This is a genomic window from Thermospira aquatica, from assembly GCF_023525255.1.
Classification (GTDB): Bacteria; Spirochaetota; Brevinematia; order Brevinematales; family Thermospiraceae; genus Thermospira; species Thermospira aquatica.
This window is the reverse complement of record NZ_CP073355.1, coordinates 974,654-990,748: the sequence shown is the minus strand read 5'-3', so window position 1 is coordinate 990,748 and position 16,095 is coordinate 974,654. Positions and strand designations below refer to the sequence as shown.

Sequence of the window (16,095 nt, the reverse complement as noted above, 5' to 3'; positions counted from 1 at the left end):
TACACACTTATTCATCTAACAAAAAATACTCTTTTTTTGGATGACGAAACGCTGCAAAAACCTGAAGAAGTGGCTGAGGAGTGAGGCTGCGAAACTGAGAAACAAAAGAGGCGAGCTTTTGTTTGCCGGGACCGTGAGCACGTTGTTCTCGAAAAAATACTATTTTTTCATTGTCAGCATAGCGCAAAAGTTTTTTTTCTGAAAAATACGCGAGAGGACGAAGAAGAGAAACACCCCGATTAAGAAGCGCGTGAGGAAGGAGAACCCGCCAGCTTCTATGATAAAAAAGGGCAGCTAAAGCACTGAGTGTGATATCCTCCAGGCAATCTCCCAGCACAATCTTGTTTCCGCTCACCCCCACTTGGTGAATAAGTACCTGCAAAATTGCTTGCCTTGGAGCCTTTTTATAAAAGGTCATCCCTTCTTGAGGAAAAGGTAGTACCTCCAGATCAGGCAATCCCCAGCGCTCCTGAAAAGCCCTGTACCAGTTTTTTACATTTTCTTCCCGCTCTCCTGGAACCATAACATGAACTGGCCTGAGCTGATACCGAATGGGCACATACCGCTGACGAAAAAACAGAAAAAGAAGCGCAAGAAAACTCTTACACGATCCCGAGATCCCTACCCACAGAACATCCCCATCAGAAACCATCTGATAGTCCTGAAGAGCCTGCCCTACAACCTTCAAAAGATTTTTCACCTTCATAACAGGTCCTCAAGACAGTGAATCCAGGAAAAAGAAAACCCCGGTCGATAGAGTAAAATATCATACCCTATCATGGGTTCATCTTCACTGTAATAAGTCACAAGCGTGTAGTAGATCCGTCGAAGTTTATAAAGCTGCAAAGGAGAATCATGAAACTCTTCACCGACAAGCTCAAGCATATTTTTCAAAGCTTCCATCACCTCTCTGGTTGCACTTTCTATTATAACCCCCTCAAGTGCCACCAGCGCCTCTATATTTTTATGAAGAATCAACGAAAGAAAAAGCTTGCTCCACTCCTCAGAGAGCAAAAAGGCCGTCTCCGTGATCTCTTTTTTGATATTCTCTGGCAATTGAACAAAAGGTTCGATACTTCGCTTTTTTTGACACGTGACAATAAGTTTTTTCACCTCCACAAGAAAATCCTCTAACCTTATTCCCGAGACAAAAGATGTTTTCTCAATTTGTCTCACAAGGTACTTTTCACTCATTTTCTTTCCTCTTCAAGAATTTCCATAAAAACCATCGTCACATCATCTTGACGATAGTGTGGGCGACGGCCTGGGGCATAAAAATCCTCAATCTTTCCCTGAAGAATAGCCACGAGTTTTGCCAGGGGAAGATGACGGTTTTCCATAACAATATTATTAAGATACGTGTTATAAAACGAAAGCAGTTCCTCCACGCCATCAGTAAAAATAATGATCTTATCTCCCGGTTGAAGGAAAGTGCTCTTATAATGATAGACAAAGCCATTCTGAAAACCTGTTGGAGGAGACTTCTCAATGCCAAGAAAACTTACTTCGCCCCCCTTCTGAATATAAATAGCAAAGGGCATACCTGCACTTGCGTACAAAAACTCTCGAGAATAAGGTTCATAAATCGCCATGTACGCCGCAACAAAAGGCATCGTTGACATCTCGAGTGTGGAAAGCTTTTCATTCAACATCTCAAGAAATCGGTTCGGGAAAATATCTTCTCTGCTCACGAGAGAATTCCGAAACGTCGTATAGACATCCTTCACAAGTACCGTAAGCATCGCCGCTGAAATCCCATGTCCTGCCACATCTGCCACTAAAATCAGATGATAGGGTTTTCCTTCAACGATGATCTCTTCTACATAGTAAAAATCCCCACCAAACTCTTCGCAAGGCTGAAAGAGAGCTTTATAAAAGACGAGAGAGGAAACAGGCATACTCTCCGGGAGTAACTCATACTGAAGGGTTCTTGCCGCATTCAAATCTTCAATCATCTGCCGGTTCATGGTAGCAAGCTGCTCTTCGTGTTTTTTGATTTCCGTAATATCGACAAAAGAAATCACACTACTATCATACACATCATCGACAAAAACAGGAAAAGCCCGCACATTATACCAGCGATCGTTGTAGTGAATCTCCGTATGTTCCTGAAAAGATTTCGTCACTTTTGTTCGATCTAGCAATTCTTCCATTTTTTTGCGTAAGTCTTTGGGAAAAAGCCCAACAAACAACTGACCGGTGAGAGGCATGTCCTGTCCCGAGAGGTTCTGAGCCGCCTGGTTACTCCGACCAACCCGTCCATCTGGGGCGACATGAAAAATCGCATCTGAAGAATAATTAAAAAGACAATTGGCTATCGCCGCATATTTTTTCATATTTTGCTGGAGAATCTCTTCGTTGGTAATATCATGGAGCAAAATATAAAGCCCCATAAACTCATCTTCAAGCGTCATCGATTTCATATATGCCTGCACATGGATTTTCTGACTTTCCCGTCGTTGGGGGATAACAAGATAGAGATGGGTTTTCAGTTCGCCAACCGTTTGAAGTTTTGTGACATTCTCCTGGAAATGGTCCAGAGACTCATGAGAAATATAGGAGAAAAAGGATTGACCAGTAAGAGCGACTTCAGAGGCTGATCCTAGAAGAAATCCAGCCCCTGTGTTCGCGTAGAGAATGTGGTAATTCGGATCAATAATCAAGACAGCGTAATCCTTAATCTGGTTAATGGTAATATTTTTAAAATCCATGGCATACTCACGAATCACTAAAAACAGATGTTTCAAAAAATCCCGAAGTTTTGAGCCATTGACCTTGAAATATTTCACCGCACGAAAATAGGCAATCGGAGAAAAATAAAAAAACAAAATCACTCCGACAACCTTTCCCTGGGCATTTTTGACATGGATCACAAGGGTTTGAAAAGCCTTTTTTCGAAAATAGACGCTGTAAAAACCCTCACTGACCCCACCCTTTGCCCGACTAATACCCAGGAGAGCAGCCTCTATCTCAAGATCAAGATTTCTGCGCATCAGTTTTGCCCACTTCGGGTGAGGCATGTTTTGATATTTTAAGAAAAACTTTTCTCTCCCACGCACATAGATCACACACTGAGAGGAGAAAAAAGCCTTACCCAGGATTTTTCCTATAGCTTCATACATGGCCTGTTCTTCGTATTTTACACTACTCTCCATACGAAGAAACTGGTCAAAGAGCTGTTCGAGTAATACTTCCGTCTTGTACACATTCTTGATATAATCAAGAAAAATCACAAAAACAAAAAAAGAGAAGATAGCAAAAACTATATTCACCCACATCATCGGACACTCCAGGTAAATGACTTGGGAATATAGATCTGATAAAAGATTTTCATCGCTTCTGTGTCTGTCATAAAAGCAAGACAGTCTACCAGCATCTGTTTTTTGTCGTCATGAGGCACAAGAGGAATCAGCGCAGGAAATGGTTCTCCCCTATCAAGGAGTTTTTCAAAATGTTCCAGAAGGGCGACCAGTACCCCTTCTGCCTTGGTCATCTCCTTTTGAAGATCGGGATGCATATACACTCTCTCAAACAAAAAAGCTCGAAGTTCATTAAGAGCCTCAAGCATTTTTTCACTGATACCTATCTCAGGGCTGTCCTTTGAACAGGAAATAACATCCAGAACAAGAGTATTGATTCTCGCCGAGTGTGTCTCTCCTATAACATCCAGAAGGCGCGGAGGAATGTCCGATGACAAAAGAAGCTCTGAGGCAAGAGCATCCTGCAAATCATGATTGACATACGCAATGATGTCCGCAAGCCTTACAATCTGACCCTCAAGTGTGGCTGGTTTATCCTTTTCATTCCAGAGGATAGAACTCTGACCGGTTTTGGAGTGTTTGGCAATACCGTCCAGAACCTCATAGGTGAGATTTAATCCATGTCCGTTTTTTTCTATGGCACTCAGGACTCTGACACTGTGCGTAGCATGACGAAAAGAGGGATCAAGATACTTCTGGATCACACGCTCCCCAGCATGACCAAAAGGGGTATGCCCCACATCATGTCCCAAAGCAATCGCTTCGGTGAGGTCTTCATTTAAACGAAGTGCCCTGGCAATCGTTCTCGCTATCTGAGACACCTCAAGAGTGTGCGTAAGACGTGTCCTGAAGGTATCACTGGCAGGAGACAAAAAAACCTGCGTCTTGTGCTTTAAGCGACGAAATGCTTCACTGTGGATAATTCTGTCTCTATCCCGCATAAAATGGGTACGAAGTTCATCAGGATCTTCAGGGATCTTTCTCCCCCGTGACTGAAAGCTTCTGGTGGCATAAACTGAGAGATAGTTTTGCTCAAAATTTTCCAGGTATTCTCGCATACTCCTCCCCAATTAAGTTTTCTCCCCTCTCAGTTCGATATTACATGCATGAAGAGGTATAGTATTATTATCGGCATTTTTTGTGCCTTCTGCACTCGATTATTATACGGAGATTCGTCTTATACTACAAGTATTTCTATCCTACAAACAAACAACACCTATCTGATCAGCTGGCTTGCCAATACAGAAAAAGACTCGTTTGTCCTCCGTGGTTCTCAAAGCAGGATAGACTCTCTCGGTACCTTTCTCTCAGCGGCTATTATAACCCAACTCAACATACGTGGCACACCCTTGAAAAATCTCTATAGCTATGAGATTCTCCTTGATACCCTCGAATATCCCTACCTCTGTATCCAACCTCTCAAAGAAAATTATAATGATAAGGATATCCTCCTCGGACTGAATTCGTTACTTTTTCCCCTTGCTTTATCCAAACCAACCCCATCTAACATTGTTACACAAAACATTCTTTCAGAAGAAAAGATCCCTGGAGTAACCCCACCCCTTCCTCTCTCCTTCCAGCTCCGTGGGAGTGTTCTGGAAAACCGTTTTGTCCTTTCCTGGCTCTATGATGGTTGGGAAAATCACTCTTTCACCCTTTATAGGTTTACAACCCCTCCCCAGGAATTCATGCTCCGTTCAACTCCACCCCTCGCTATCCTTCAAGAGACAACCTATGAAGATACTCCCCCCGTCGGAGGTCCCTACTACTATGTAATCCTCCAGGATAAAGTTATCCAGCTAGAAGACAACAACATCCTTGGGCCTGTATGGTTCCCGCGTCCTCCCATCACCAATCAAACCCAACAGGAAGAAAAAAACATCATACGGTAAAAACCCCATGAGGGGCAAAACCCTCAAAAACTTGCCAAAAATTCTCTCCCGGAAACATAACACAAGGGAAAAAGACAAAAATCCGACCACTAAAAAATCATTGAAAACTCTGACAGTAATTCTTCTTTTTCCCGATTATTTCTTTGCATCTTTTGAAGAATTTAAAGATGATTTTGAGAACGTACTCTCTCAAAAAAGAAAAACGGAGAGGGAGGGATTTGAACCCTCGGTACATTGCTGTACACACGCCTTCCAAGCGTGCTCCTTAAGCCAGACTCGGACACCTCTCCATTTGAGAAATATAGTATAAGAGAAAAAAAGAGAAAAAGCAAGTTTTTACACCTTTCTTTTCCCTTTCCTGACAAAACCCAGCCTCGAATAGGCATCCGTTCGGAGATCTCCATACTTCCCTTTCAAGGCATCATGATACGCCCTTCCCGCAACCATGGCCGCATTGTCCCCGCAATACTCGAGTGGAGCCATGAAAGTTTCAATACCCTTTTTTTGCCAGGCCTGTACCTGCTTGCGAAGGTACGAGTTTGCTGAGACTCCTCCAGAAATCACAAAGCGAGAAATACCATGATCCTCAAGGGCATTCCAGCTTTTCCGAAGGAGGAGATCAATAGCCTCCCGTTGGAACGCCGCACAAATGTTGGGAAGTTTTGATTCAACATTGTCAAGATGCTGGATACGGTAGGTAAACGCCGTCTTAAGCCCTGAATAGCTAAAGTTATACCTATCCCTCTCCGTATCTGGCAAAAGTTGCGGTCGCTTGCCAAACTCAAGAAACGCATCAGGATCCCCTTGCTGCGCGAGCTTATCAATAATAGGTCCCCCAGGATAGCCAAGATGAAGCACCTTGGCCAGTTTATCAAACGCTTCACCCACTGCATCATCAATGGTAGAACCCAGTACCTCATAGTCATGAAAACCCCGCACCAAAAAAAGCAGTGTATGCCCACCCGAAGCCACCAATCCCACATAGGGAAAGGCTATATCGGCAAACAAGTGCGGGGCATAGAGGTGCGCTTCTATATGATTCACGGGAACAAGTGGTTTTTGAAAACTATACGCCAGTGCCTTAGCCACACCAAGTCCAACAAGAAGACTCCCGATAAGCCCAGGTCCCTGGGTTACCGCGATCGCATCCACCTCTGTCATCTGTCCAGGAGAAATCACCTCTTCAAGAACAGAAAGAATATACACCAGATGCTGCCTCGAAGCAATCTCCGGCACGACACCATCAAACTCTTTATGGACCATAACCTGAGAATGGGTTCTCTCCTTGAGAATCGTTCTCCCATTCTCAACAAGAGCCACAGAGGTTTCATCACACGAGGTCTCAATCCCTAAAATCCTCAATCCGTACTCCTCACTTTACATCCGAGGTATTTATCACATATGGCTTCCATAGCCTTTCGGGCTGAATTAAACGCTGTGATAATCGATCCTCCTCGGGGAAAATGAATCAGATCTCCAACCAAAAATATCCCGGGAACATTGGTTTCTCCATTTTCATTCACAAGGGGCTGCACCCCATCAAAAGCAATACCAATCGACTCAAGAAAATTTTTAGGAGAACTCCCGCCAAGCGCATAGACCACCGCATCATACTCCACAGGCGTTGGTGGTTCCACAAAATGCACCAGCGGCTTCCCTTTGAAATCCTCAAGAGAACGAATGTTGGAGTTATAACGAACCTCTATCATACCCAGGCGTGCCAGTTCTTCGATAGTCCGCCGATTAATCTGATTCATCCGTTCAAAAGAATCCCTCCGATAACTCATCGTAATCGTATTATGAAACTGAAGAAGATACTGCACATATTCTGCAGCGCTATCCCCTCCCCCGACCACCAGAACCCTCTGATTCTCAATACGATGACTTGTGACATCAAAAAACACCCTCTCTGAGAGACTTGAAGGAATGGGATAATTTGGCCTGTTTGGTCTCCCCAACACACCAATCGCAATCACCACAATTCGTGTCTCATACGAATCTCTGGAAGTACGAACAACAAAAAGTTTTCTCTCAGGGTCTTCATGAATAGCGTATACCTGTTCTTCATAATGAACTGGCAATTGATAACGCGCAATAGTTTGATCCAAAAAATCCACCACCTCACTCTTGGGAAGATCTGTCATGCAAAGAATACCCTCACACCGGGGCTCCATGCCCTTGTAGTTAGCGGTCACAAGTTTCGCCTCAGGATAAAACTTTTTGATCGTAAAGGCATGTTCTTTCTCTTTTTCAAGAATCAGAATGTTTTCCCGTGGGATACCTGCCTCAACTGCCTCAACGGCAACACTGATCCCTGCAGGACCTGCACCTACAATCACAACATCGTACATACTCCCTCCTTAGAAACGTAAAGACACTCCGCCTGTAAGCTGGATCCCCTGATGATAGACAGGACTTTTTACGATGCGATCTGCCCGACTCTGTCCTAAAAATCCCACAAAATCAACGCCTGCAGAGAGACCCACCTCCTCACGGAGGAAAAAAGACATTCCAATACCAGCTCGAATAGCTGTCTCCTGCAAGGCAGTGGTTATCTCAGGATTTGGCCAGATCCAAACAAAACCAAAACGGCCGTAAGGTTGAATATCTTCTAATAAGGTTTTCCGATACATAACATCGAAGCCTACAGCACTATAAGTAAAAGGTTTCGTACTTCCCTGTGGGGTAGTCTGGGGAATACCAAAAAAAACACTGTACTCCCCATACCCTCCCAGCGCCAAATCCTGCCAATAAGGAGTCACTCCCCCCAAACGAAAGAGATTATCCTTGCCAAGGGCACTCATCGTGTGCGCATACTCAAAGAAAATTTCCCATCCCATCATCGCTTGTGCCACAAAGAACAAGACCCAGCATATTCGATGTGTCTTCATAGAAGCTCCTTTTTGCTCTTATTAGTATAACATAAAGAGCAAAAAAAAGCGACTTCTGCGGGTTATGCCAGAGCTTTCTCAATCTCTGATACCAGTTGAGCCTTGGGACGAACCCCTACAATCTCTTTAGAAAGCTGCCCACTCTTGAAGACCCCTATCGTCGGAATAGAGTTGATACCATATCGCTCCGCGATCGAAGGATTTTCGTCAACATTACACTTCGCATAGACAGTAGTATGATCTTCTTCAGCAAGAGTCGCAAAGATCGGGGCCATCATTTTACAAGGCATGCACCACTCCGCCCAAAAATCCACTACAAGCCGGGGATATTTCTTCAGAGCCTCGTCAAAATTCTCTTCGGACAGTTCGATCTCCCCCTCAACATGGTCTGGCAGAGAAACAATGTTTTTCTGGTTCATCTCCTTAAGGATTATGTCTGGATCACCAGACCCATAACGAATGACCTGTTCTACAAAGTTTGATTCTCTCTGCACACCGATAGTAATCGAATCCATTGCGCCATTTATTACCTGTTGAGGAACCGAGGAAACGCGATACTGCATGGAAAGCTCAGGGTTTTCCTGCGCCTCAACCACCTCAACGGTAATACGTTGTGGATTGGCGAGCATCACCTGAGCAGCCAGAAGCGCTGCCTGAGGACAATACGGACAAGATGGCGTTACAAAAACCTGAATCTTGACATCACGGTCAAGTCTCTGAAGGGCCTGCTGATATTTTGGTGCAAGTGATGACTTCCCCTGAGATAGCATGCGGATCACCTCGATAATAGTGGAAGCCTCATGCCCATATGGGGTACCAAGAAAACGAAAGTTATACCCCAAATTCTCACCGACAATAACCGTAGGATTGGTGAGATCGTCTCGAGCTGGAAAATGGTTTACATGCACTTTACTCGAGATCTCAGCAAGCTCTGATGGAAACTGCCGCGCAAACTCGTGGAGATCCTCATCCCCTGTACTGTATACCTTGACCTCTACTTCACGGGTCAAGTTCTCCTCAAAAAGCTTCGAAAGCTCTTTTCGGGTCTTGGCATCAATAAGTTGTTCCATAGTATTCCTCCTCTGGACACTTTTTCAAATAAAATATACCTATTTTTTTCAAAAAAGTAAAATATTTTTATATTATAATTTTTTTATATGTTCAATTTCTTTTCTTACAAAACCTTCCAGGTGAGGTAGGTAACAAGACGAGGTTCGTTTTTACCAAACGAAATAGCCGCAAGTGAGGGTGGTTGGAAGTCAATCGCTGCCTGTCCTCTGGTAACCGCATAGAGGACCTCTTTCATATCTGGCATATGCCCCACAATGATCAAATCCCGTGTTTCATAATCAGGAGGAAGTTTTTCAGCATTCCACCCCGGTTCAAAGAGCGTATTCTTCACCACGGGAAGATCCCACACCTCGCCAAAAATACGAGCAGTCTCATACGCACGAACATAAGGAGACGTATACAACAAAGGATCTTTAAGCTTTTTAAGCAGAAATCGAGACCCTTTAGCAAGCTTTTCTGTTCGTTCCCGTCCTTCGTCGGTGAGGGGACGATCCCTATCTAAACCAGTCCATTCGTTTACCTCGACAGCCTTGCCGTGTCGAATAAGGATCAGCATACCTATTCTCCTATGATTTTAATAAGCACTCGTTTGTTTCGCTGACCATCAAACTCTCCGTAGAAAATTCTTTCCCAAGGCCCCAGATCAAGTTTTCCATTCGTGATGGCCACCACCACCTCTCTCCCCATAATCTGACGCTTGAGATGGGCATCACCATTGTCTTCTCCTGTCTGGTTGTGCCGGTAGAGATGGGGATCGTGTGGCGCGAGTTTTTCCAGCCAGTCTTTATAGTCTTGATGGAGTCCTGGCTCATTATCGTTAATGAAAACACTTGCGGTAATATGCATGGCATTTACCAGACAGAGACCTTCCCTTATCCCGGATTCACGAAGTGCCTCCTCCACCTGGGGAGTAATGTGAACCAGTTCCACGCGGTTCTTCGTACAAAACCAGAGTTCTTTTCGATAAGACTTCATGGCTCCCTCCTGTTTTTATTGTAGGTAAAAAGAAAAATTCTTGCAAATAAAAAGAGATGCTTTCCCCAAGAAGAAGGTGTTTTCAAAAAGTTTTCATGGCAAACGAAAGTTTTCCCCAAAAAGGTTTCTAAAAACACTGCAACAAGGGAATAGCCTTCCCGAACTTCCCTTTTCAAAATGGCATTTTTTCCTTCATTAGCTTATAATACTCTATAAAAAGGAGCTATCTATGCAAAGCATGTCTTTTGAAGAGGCTATACGGTATAGCCGGAGTGCCGAAACCCTTTCTCCCGAACTCTGGCAAAGTGTATCCACGATCCTTGAAACCGTGGCAAAAGAAAAAGACAAAGCACTTCTTGAATATACCCGGCGCTTTGATGGTGTGGATATTTCCCATTTTTCCCTTGTTGCCACCCCTGAAGAATACGAAAATGCCCAAAAAGAGGCCCAAACCCATTACCAAGAGGTTTGGGAATACTTTCTCGAAGCCATGGAAAACATCACCCGCTACCATGAAAAACAAAAGGAAAAAAGCTGGTTTTACGAAGAGGATGGCGCATTTCTTGGGCAGCTCATTACCCCTATCGAGAAAGTTGGTGTATACGTCCCCGGTGGAAAAGCCTTTTACCCCTCCTCAGTCCTCATGAACGTCATTCCTGCCAAGATCGCCGGGGTACAAGAGATCTACCTCACCACTCCCCCCGGTAAAGACGGCACTATTCATCCTATGCTCCTTGCGCTCGCCGAAAAGCTTGGTGTACGTGCTGTCTTCAAGGTTGGGGGAGCCCAGGCAATAGCCGCCCTCGCGTATGGAACAGAAACAATTCCCCCTGTCCACAAGATCACCGGTCCAGGCAACGCCTATGTAGCCATGGCCAAAAGACTCGTCCAGGGGAAAGTAGGGATAGACTCAATAGCTGGTCCAAGTGAAGTGGCCATCTTTGCCGATGAGACAGCAAAGGCAACGTGGATAGCCATGGATCTCTGTGCCCAGGCGGAACACTCCCCTGATAGTGTGGTATTTTTCATCTCTACGTCAGAATCCCTCATAAACGAAGTAGAAGCGCTTCTCCCCTCTACACTGGAAAAACTTCCCCGTAAAGATATCATCCAAAAAAGCCTGGAACAATCCTACAAAGTACTCGTGTCAAACTATGAAGAGGGATTCGCTGTAATAAACTCTCTGGCACCGGAACACACCGAAATGATGCTCTCTCTTGATACCTCAGAGATCCTCAGGTATACCAAACAGAGCGGGGCGCTTTTTCTCGGACACTGGACACCGGTTGCCATGGGAGATTACTTCTCGGGACCAAACCACGTGATCCCCACGTATGGAACCGCCGTGTTTTCCTCTCCCCTGGGGGTGCATGACTTTGTCAAACGAACCAGTGTGCTTCGTCTCTCACCTGAATACATGAAAAAACACGCTCACAAGGTGAAAGCCATGGCAGATCTTGAAGGACTCCGGGCCCATGGACACTCTGCTTCCTTGAGGAAACCATGAAATACTTTTTCCCTCTCATCATCAGTCTTGTGGTGCTCTCTTCGTGCGCAAACTCACCACACAAGATTTATGCCGAACGCTTCCAGATGAATACCCTCGTTCAAGTGATTTTATACGCTGAGAACCAAAAAGAAGCAAAAAAATGGGCAGAGACCGCCCTCGATATCATGGCGGATCTGGAAAACCGTTACAGTATCCACCGCACAAACTCTTTACTTTTCACCCTGAACGAAAAAGGATACGGGGAAATCGATGAAGAACTCCTTGGAGTATGGCAGGAAACAGAGAAGCTTTTTGAACTCTCAGGAGGGCTTTTCGACCCGACAGTGGAACCTTTAATGAGGCTCTGGGGGTTTTATAACGAAAAGGAAAAGTACCTCCCATCAGAAAAAACCATCCAACAAACACTCTCCTCTGTGGGATTCGATGCCATCCAGAAAAAAGACAGACATATTCTTCTCCGGGGACGAAGGGTAGATTTTGGAGGGATTCTCAAGGGGTATGCGTTAGACAAGGCAGCTTCCTACCTCAAAACCAAACCTGTAAGAGGGTTTCTTGTGAATGCAGGAGGAAACATTATCGTCTGGGGAGAAAAGCCCGACAAAACCCCGTGGAATATTGCCATCCGCCACCCGAGAAATCCTGCCGAAGTGATAGCTCTCTTTTGCCTTTCCGAAGGGAGTGTAGCCACCTCAGGGGACTATGAACAGTTTTTTCTCACAAACGGCAAACGATACCACCACATCCTGGATCCTACCACAGGCTATCCATCAACTACAGGGGTAGCAAGTGTGACCGTTGTCGCCCCAACGGGAATCCAGAGCGATGGCCTCTCTACCGTGATGTTTCTTCTAGGACGAGAGAAAGGAATATCCCTTGCCAACAAATTGCACCTCGGAGTGTGTTACATCATGGACGATCTTTCGGTGTGGACGAATCAGTTCTTTCCAGGGCTTTCTCTAAAGCCATGAGTCGCCCTTGAATTCTGCGAAAGAGGTTTTTCACTATCATCGCACTGGTCTCATCAGGAGCCATACGGTAAAGAAGTTTTCTCAGATACGCCTCAAGCCTTTCACGGGGAACTGTTTTAAAATACCCCATGGTTTCCAGCGTCTCGATAATCATGGCAAGCATTCCCTGAAATTCTTCGCGTTTTACGGTATGATAGGGAGAGGGGTGAGAACTCTTCCATCTCGTCCGATAGATCTCATAGAGTACCGTCATCACCGCCTGCGCGAGATTAAGCGAAGGAAAAACATCCGAAGAGGGGATGGTAAGCACCAGATCACACCGGCTGATCTCATCATTGGTGAGACCACTTTTCTCCCGTCCAAAAACAAGGGCTATCTTTTTGCCAGCATAGGGAGACATAACCTCTCTCCAGTGAGGAAGAAACACATCCTGCTGACGCCATTGCCCAATCCTCCGGGTCACAGCAAGCGACACATCACATCCTCTTAATGCCTCATCGAGCGAAAAGACCACGCTGGCTTTTTCAAGAATCGGTACCGCATGAACAGCAAAAGCCCGTGCATTTTCTGAGAGATGGTTGGTACGGGGAGAAACCAGCACAAGGTTTTCAACATCCATATTCATCATCGAACGGGCAATCATGCCGATATTCATATCCCCTTCTGGTTCAACAAGAACAATAGAAATCATTGATTCCTCCCATGGAATAAAGCATTATAAAGTAAAAGCTTAGAAAATGGCAACTGAAACACCCTTAAAATTTTTCATCACAACTTTCCATCCCAAGAGGTTATCAAAAACAAAAATTGCCCCAACATCTCGTGTTATCCCCTCTCCCTTTTCAGGAAAATTGCATAAAAAAACGCCCTTCCCTATAATGAAATGAACCAAAAACAAGGAAAAGAAGATGCGAAACCTCCTCATCATCGGTGCCGGCAACGCGGGCGAAAGCATCGCTCGCGAGATCCTTGCCCATCGTCAGGATCGCTATCACATCGTGGGTTTCCTCGATGATGATGAGCACAAAAAAAGCTGTTGCAACCACCCTATACTCGGAAAAATTGATGCCGCTCGTGAGGTTGTTTTCCGCTATGAGGTAGAAGAGGTCCTTATCGCCATCCCCTCAGCAAGCCGTCAAACGATGCGAAGAATTTTTCAGTCTCTCGCCTATACCCCGGTGCAGATCAAGGTCATTCCCGGCCTCCTTGAAATCATTGAAGGAAGCGTTTCCCTCAATAATATACGCCAGATTGAACCTGTCGATCTGCTGGGACGGGAAGAGGTGACCCTTGCCCCGGAACAACTCCGCCCCTTCTACGAAGAAAAGTGTGTGACTGTCACAGGGGGAGGTGGTTCTATTGGATCGGAGATTGTTCGCCAGTTGCTTGCCCTTCCTCTCCGAGAGGTGATCGCCATAGGCAGGGGAGAAAATTCTCTTTATGAACTTCTTCAATCAATACGGGATAATCGGCTTCGTTACACCATAGCTGATGTGAGGGATGAGGATCTTATCATGTATACCATGCAAACGCTCAAGCCAGATATCATTTTTCATGCCGCTGCCCATAAACATGTTCCTTTTATGGAGGAATTTCCCCACGAAGCTCTCATAAACAACATCCTTGGAACCTGGAATGTATTCCAGGCTGCTCGAGCAAGCGGTGCTTCCCGTTTTATCATGATCTCCACAGACAAGGCTGTTCGCCCAACCTCCATCATGGGAGCAAGCAAACGCCTCGCTGAAAAACTTGTTCTAAGCGCTGGAAAAGAAAACAATATTTCAACGTCAGTGGTACGCTTTGGTAACGTCCTCGGTTCAAGGGGAAGTGTCCTCCCTCTTTTTATGAGACAGATACAGTCTGGTGGTCCTGTCACCATCACCCATCCCGAGATGAAACGATACTTTATGTCTATACGAGAAGCCGCAAGGCTTGTCATCCAGTCAGCAGCTGTACAGGAAGGAGACATCCATATCCTCGACATGGGTGAACCCTTAAGTATTCTTGAAATGGCCAAAACGCTCATCGCCCTCTCAGGACGCCGCCCTGATGATATAGAGATCGTTTTCACCGGCCTTCGACCAGGGGAGAAACTCAACGAAGAACTCGCCGAAGATCCCGCAAGCCTCAAACCCTCTCAATTCCCCAAGCTTCTTTTTACCAAAGAACCCCACCTCTGGACACCCGAAGAACGCCAGCGTTTTCTCGAAGAAACAAAAACTGTTGCCCGCACTTACAACGGGGAAAAAATACGCGCATTCATAAAATATTGGCTTCCAGAATACCAGGGAGGTTCATAGTGAAACGTGTTTTTTTCTCCCCTCCGGATATTACTCAGGCAGAAATTGACGCCGTAACCGAGGTACTCCGCTCCGGATGGATTACCACAGGTCCCCGCACCCAAGCCTTTGAAGAGTCTCTGGCAAGCTTTCTTAACGTATCGCGAGTGGTGTGCATGAACTCCGCTACCGCCGGCATGGAAATGATTCTTCGATACTGGGGCATCGGACCAGGCGATGAGGTGATCACCACACCCCTCACCTTTGCCGCAACCGTCAATGTAATTCTTCATGTAGGAGCAAAACCTGTTCTTGTTGACATAGAACCCGGCACCTACCATCTCTCCCCCGCCCTCGTTGAAAAAGCCATCAACCGCAGGACAAAAGCCATCCTTGCTGTAGACTACGGAGGATGGCCAGCGGATTATGAAAGACTCCTCGCCATTGCTCAACAAAAATCCCACCTTTTTCATCCCAAAAAAAACACTCCTCAAACCTGGCTTGGTCGCGTCCTTGTCATGGCTGACGCAGCCCATAGTCTCGGCGCCACTTACCACGGAAAAAAAGTAGGCTCCGTTGCTGATGTGAGCGTGTTTTCCTTTCACGCGGTAAAAAACCTCACGACAGCCGAAGGCGGATGCATTTCATGGTCCAATATTCTCTCCCCCTATGAAGAAAAACTGGAAAGAGGCCTGCGGCTCCTTATGCTCCACGGACAAAACAAAGATGCCCGTCAAAAATACGAAGGTGGAAACTGGCGTTACGATATTGAACTCCCGGGTTATAAATGCAATCTCCCCGATATCGCCGCCGCCATTGGTCTTTCCCAACTCAAACGCTACGACGCCATGCTTTCCAGACGCAAACAGTACTTCCAGATGTACAACGAGGCTTTAAAAACCAATGAAAGGGTTTCTCCCCCCTTTCATCCCCCATGGAACAATGAAACCTCCTATCACCTCTATCCTCTCCAGGTTGAGGCAGAGAGGCGGGACCAGATAATACAAGAACTTGCTCACCTTGGCATCCAGGCCAATGTCCACTTCATCCCCATCTATAAACATCCTGCCTATCGTTTTCTCAGGCTTTCTGAACGCCAGTTCCCCGTCACTGAACACTTCTACCAACGAGAGATAAGTCTCCCTCTCTCCTCAGCTCATACTCCCGACGACATAACCACGGTTATCGAGGGAATACAAGAAACCCTGAAAAAGCTGTAGGTTATTGCACAGACTTCTGAGAATGGCAC

Annotated in this window: 16 protein-coding genes and 1 tRNA gene; 5 read left to right on the top strand and 12 right to left on the bottom strand. The window is 45.6% G+C overall.

Annotated features, from left to right (window positions below; genetic code table 11):
* Positions 1–7 precede the first annotated feature (7 nt).
* The 4 genes from KDW03_RS04725 to KDW03_RS04710 are packed head-to-tail and all read right to left on the bottom strand — an operon-like array spanning position 8 to position 4,318.
* Entirely contained in the window at positions 8–706 is a 699-nt protein-coding gene (locus KDW03_RS04725; protein WP_271436240.1) for an adenine nucleotide alpha hydrolase family protein, read from the bottom strand.
* Positions 703–1,194 carry a hypothetical protein gene (locus tag KDW03_RS04720; RefSeq protein WP_271436239.1) on the bottom strand — a complete coding sequence of 164 codons (492 nt, stop codon included), beginning with the start codon at positions 1,192–1,194 and terminating at the stop codon, positions 703–705. The genes KDW03_RS04725 and KDW03_RS04720 overlap by 4 nt, the downstream gene beginning before the upstream one ends.
* The gene (locus KDW03_RS04715; protein WP_271436238.1) at positions 1,191–3,281 is read right to left on the bottom strand and encodes a SpoIIE family protein phosphatase; all 2,091 of its coding nucleotides are present in this window, start codon (positions 3,279–3,281) and stop codon (positions 1,191–1,193) included. The genes KDW03_RS04720 and KDW03_RS04715 overlap by 4 nt, the downstream gene beginning before the upstream one ends.
* Entirely contained in the window at positions 3,278–4,318 is a 1,041-nt protein-coding gene (locus KDW03_RS04710; RefSeq protein WP_271436237.1) for a deoxyguanosinetriphosphate triphosphohydrolase, read from the bottom strand. The genes KDW03_RS04715 and KDW03_RS04710 overlap by 4 nt, the downstream gene beginning before the upstream one ends.
* 48 nt (positions 4,319–4,366) lie before the next feature.
* Here KDW03_RS04710 and KDW03_RS04705 point away from each other — a divergent pair, with 48 nt between their 5' ends.
* Positions 4,367–5,152, top strand: coding sequence for a hypothetical protein (locus KDW03_RS04705; protein WP_271436236.1), 786 nt, complete (start codon positions 4,367–4,369; stop codon positions 5,150–5,152).
* 203 nt (positions 5,153–5,355) lie between these two features.
* Here the strand turns inward: KDW03_RS04705 and KDW03_RS04700 are convergent.
* The 7 genes from KDW03_RS04700 to KDW03_RS04670 all read right to left on the bottom strand — a co-directional run bounded on the left by KDW03_RS04700 (position 5,356) and on the right by KDW03_RS04670 (position 10,089).
* Positions 5,356–5,442, bottom strand: a tRNA-Ser gene (locus KDW03_RS04700).
* 46 nt (positions 5,443–5,488) lie between these two features.
* Positions 5,489–6,514 carry a tRNA (adenosine(37)-N6)-threonylcarbamoyltransferase complex transferase subunit TsaD gene (gene tsaD, locus KDW03_RS04695; protein WP_271436235.1) on the bottom strand — a complete coding sequence of 342 codons (1,026 nt, stop codon included), beginning with the start codon at positions 6,512–6,514 and terminating at the stop codon, positions 5,489–5,491.
* A complete protein-coding gene (locus KDW03_RS04690; protein WP_271436234.1) occupies positions 6,511–7,503 on the bottom strand; it encodes an NAD(P)-binding domain-containing protein in 993 nt (330 codons plus the stop codon). The genes tsaD and KDW03_RS04690 overlap by 4 nt, the downstream gene beginning before the upstream one ends.
* 9 nt (positions 7,504–7,512) lie before the next feature.
* On the bottom strand, positions 7,513–8,043 hold the full coding sequence (locus tag KDW03_RS04685; protein ID WP_271436233.1) for a hypothetical protein: 531 nt from the start codon (positions 8,041–8,043) through the stop codon (positions 7,513–7,515).
* Positions 8,044–8,105: 62 nt separating this feature from the next.
* The gene (gene trxA / locus KDW03_RS04680; RefSeq protein WP_271436232.1) at positions 8,106–9,113 is read right to left on the bottom strand and encodes a thioredoxin; all 1,008 of its coding nucleotides are present in this window, start codon (positions 9,111–9,113) and stop codon (positions 8,106–8,108) included.
* Positions 9,114–9,217: 104 nt separating this feature from the next.
* Positions 9,218–9,670, bottom strand: a complete 453-nt coding sequence (locus KDW03_RS04675; protein ID WP_271436231.1) for a SixA phosphatase family protein — start codon at positions 9,668–9,670, stop codon at positions 9,218–9,220.
* A gap of 2 nt (positions 9,671–9,672) precedes the next feature.
* Positions 9,673–10,089 carry a secondary thiamine-phosphate synthase enzyme YjbQ gene (locus KDW03_RS04670; RefSeq protein ID WP_271436230.1) on the bottom strand — a complete coding sequence of 139 codons (417 nt, stop codon included), beginning with the start codon at positions 10,087–10,089 and terminating at the stop codon, positions 9,673–9,675.
* A 229-nt stretch (positions 10,090–10,318) separates the two neighbouring features.
* On the opposite strand from KDW03_RS04670, the gene hisD reads away from it, so the two are divergent.
* Positions 10,319–11,596: a histidinol dehydrogenase gene (hisD, locus tag KDW03_RS04665; protein ID WP_271436229.1), complete on the top strand. Its 1,278-nt coding sequence runs from the start codon at positions 10,319–10,321 to the stop codon at positions 11,594–11,596.
* A complete protein-coding gene (locus tag KDW03_RS04660) occupies positions 11,593–12,567 on the top strand; it encodes an FAD:protein FMN transferase (RefSeq protein ID WP_271436228.1) in 975 nt (324 codons plus the stop codon). The genes hisD and KDW03_RS04660 overlap by 4 nt, the downstream gene beginning before the upstream one ends.
* On the opposite strand, the gene KDW03_RS04655 is transcribed toward KDW03_RS04660, so the two are convergent.
* Complete coding sequence (locus tag KDW03_RS04655; RefSeq protein ID WP_271436227.1) at positions 12,506–13,258, bottom strand: RNA methyltransferase; 753 nt, start codon at positions 13,256–13,258, stop codon at positions 12,506–12,508. The genes KDW03_RS04660 and KDW03_RS04655 overlap by 62 nt on opposite strands.
* Positions 13,259–13,475: 217 nt before the next feature.
* On the opposite strand from KDW03_RS04655, the gene KDW03_RS04650 reads away from it, so the two are divergent.
* Both KDW03_RS04650 and KDW03_RS04645 read left to right on the top strand, forming a co-directional pair.
* The gene (locus tag KDW03_RS04650; protein WP_271436226.1) at positions 13,476–14,867 is read left to right on the top strand and encodes a nucleoside-diphosphate sugar epimerase/dehydratase; all 1,392 of its coding nucleotides are present in this window, start codon (positions 13,476–13,478) and stop codon (positions 14,865–14,867) included.
* On the top strand, positions 14,867–16,066 hold the full coding sequence (locus KDW03_RS04645; RefSeq protein ID WP_271436225.1) for a DegT/DnrJ/EryC1/StrS family aminotransferase: 1,200 nt from the start codon (positions 14,867–14,869) through the stop codon (positions 16,064–16,066). Before KDW03_RS04650 ends, KDW03_RS04645 begins: the two co-directional genes overlap by 1 nt.
* Positions 16,067–16,095: the final 29 nt, after the last annotated feature.

Bases quoted from the DNA above. Each gene is read 5' to 3' on its own strand.
- KDW03_RS04725 (WP_271436240.1), bottom strand. From the start codon at position 706: ATGAAGGTGAAAAATCTTTTGAAGGTTGTAGGGCAGGCTCTTCAGGAC.
- KDW03_RS04720 (WP_271436239.1), bottom strand. From the start codon at position 1,194: ATGAGTGAAAAGTACCTTGTGAGACAAATTGAGAAAACATCTTTTGTC.
- KDW03_RS04715 (WP_271436238.1), bottom strand. From the start codon at position 3,281: ATGATGTGGGTGAATATAGTTTTTGCTATCTTCTCTTTTTTTGTTTTT.
- KDW03_RS04710 (WP_271436237.1), bottom strand. From the start codon at position 4,318: ATGCGAGAATACCTGGAAAATTTTGAGCAAAACTATCTCTCAGTTTAT.
- KDW03_RS04705 (WP_271436236.1), top strand. From the start codon at position 4,367: ATGAAGAGGTATAGTATTATTATCGGCATTTTTTGTGCCTTCTGCACT.
- KDW03_RS04690 (WP_271436234.1), bottom strand. From the start codon at position 7,503: ATGTACGATGTTGTGATTGTAGGTGCAGGTCCTGCAGGGATCAGTGTT.
- KDW03_RS04685 (WP_271436233.1), bottom strand. From the start codon at position 8,043: ATGAAGACACATCGAATATGCTGGGTCTTGTTCTTTGTGGCACAAGCG.
- trxA (WP_271436232.1), bottom strand. From the start codon at position 9,113: ATGGAACAACTTATTGATGCCAAGACCCGAAAAGAGCTTTCGAAGCTT.
- KDW03_RS04675 (WP_271436231.1), bottom strand. From the start codon at position 9,670: ATGCTGATCCTTATTCGACACGGCAAGGCTGTCGAGGTAAACGAATGG.
- KDW03_RS04670 (WP_271436230.1), bottom strand. From the start codon at position 10,089: ATGAAGTCTTATCGAAAAGAACTCTGGTTTTGTACGAAGAACCGCGTG.
- hisD (WP_271436229.1), top strand. From the start codon at position 10,319: ATGCAAAGCATGTCTTTTGAAGAGGCTATACGGTATAGCCGGAGTGCC.
- KDW03_RS04660 (WP_271436228.1), top strand. From the start codon at position 11,593: ATGAAATACTTTTTCCCTCTCATCATCAGTCTTGTGGTGCTCTCTTCG.
- KDW03_RS04655 (WP_271436227.1), bottom strand. From the start codon at position 13,258: ATGATTTCTATTGTTCTTGTTGAACCAGAAGGGGATATGAATATCGGC.
- KDW03_RS04650 (WP_271436226.1), top strand. From the start codon at position 13,476: ATGCGAAACCTCCTCATCATCGGTGCCGGCAACGCGGGCGAAAGCATC.